This is a genomic window from Xanthovirga aplysinae, assembly GCF_009711365.1.
GTDB lineage: Bacteria > Bacteroidota > Bacteroidia > Cytophagales > Cyclobacteriaceae > Xanthovirga > Xanthovirga aplysinae.
Genome location: NZ_SMMB01000003.1, coordinates 1 through 203, shown reverse-complemented (window position 1 = coordinate 203; position 203 = coordinate 1). Strand labels below are relative to the sequence as shown.

The following is a 203-nucleotide window of genomic DNA, read 5'->3' as shown; positions in this document are numbered from 1 at the left end:
TGTGCCAATTCCAACGTTTCCTTGATTGTTGATAACAAAGGCATCTTTTGTTTGTCCTCCATTGATTGAGCTTTTAAATAAGTAGCCACCTCCTTGTTTAACTTGTAAATATAAACCATGTTGAGAAGCGTTATTGGAGCTATTGTTAATAATTGAACTTGCATAGACTCCACTGGTATTTGTGGAGGGTATTGTATTATTAA

The 203-nt window shown here is 34.5% G+C and carries 1 protein-coding gene; it reads right to left on the bottom strand.

The window, feature by feature from the left end; all coding sequences use genetic code 11:
• Positions 1-203, bottom strand: a 203-nt coding sequence (locus E1171_RS23985) for a hypothetical protein (protein ID WP_222931245.1), incomplete at both ends; no start/stop codon positions are given.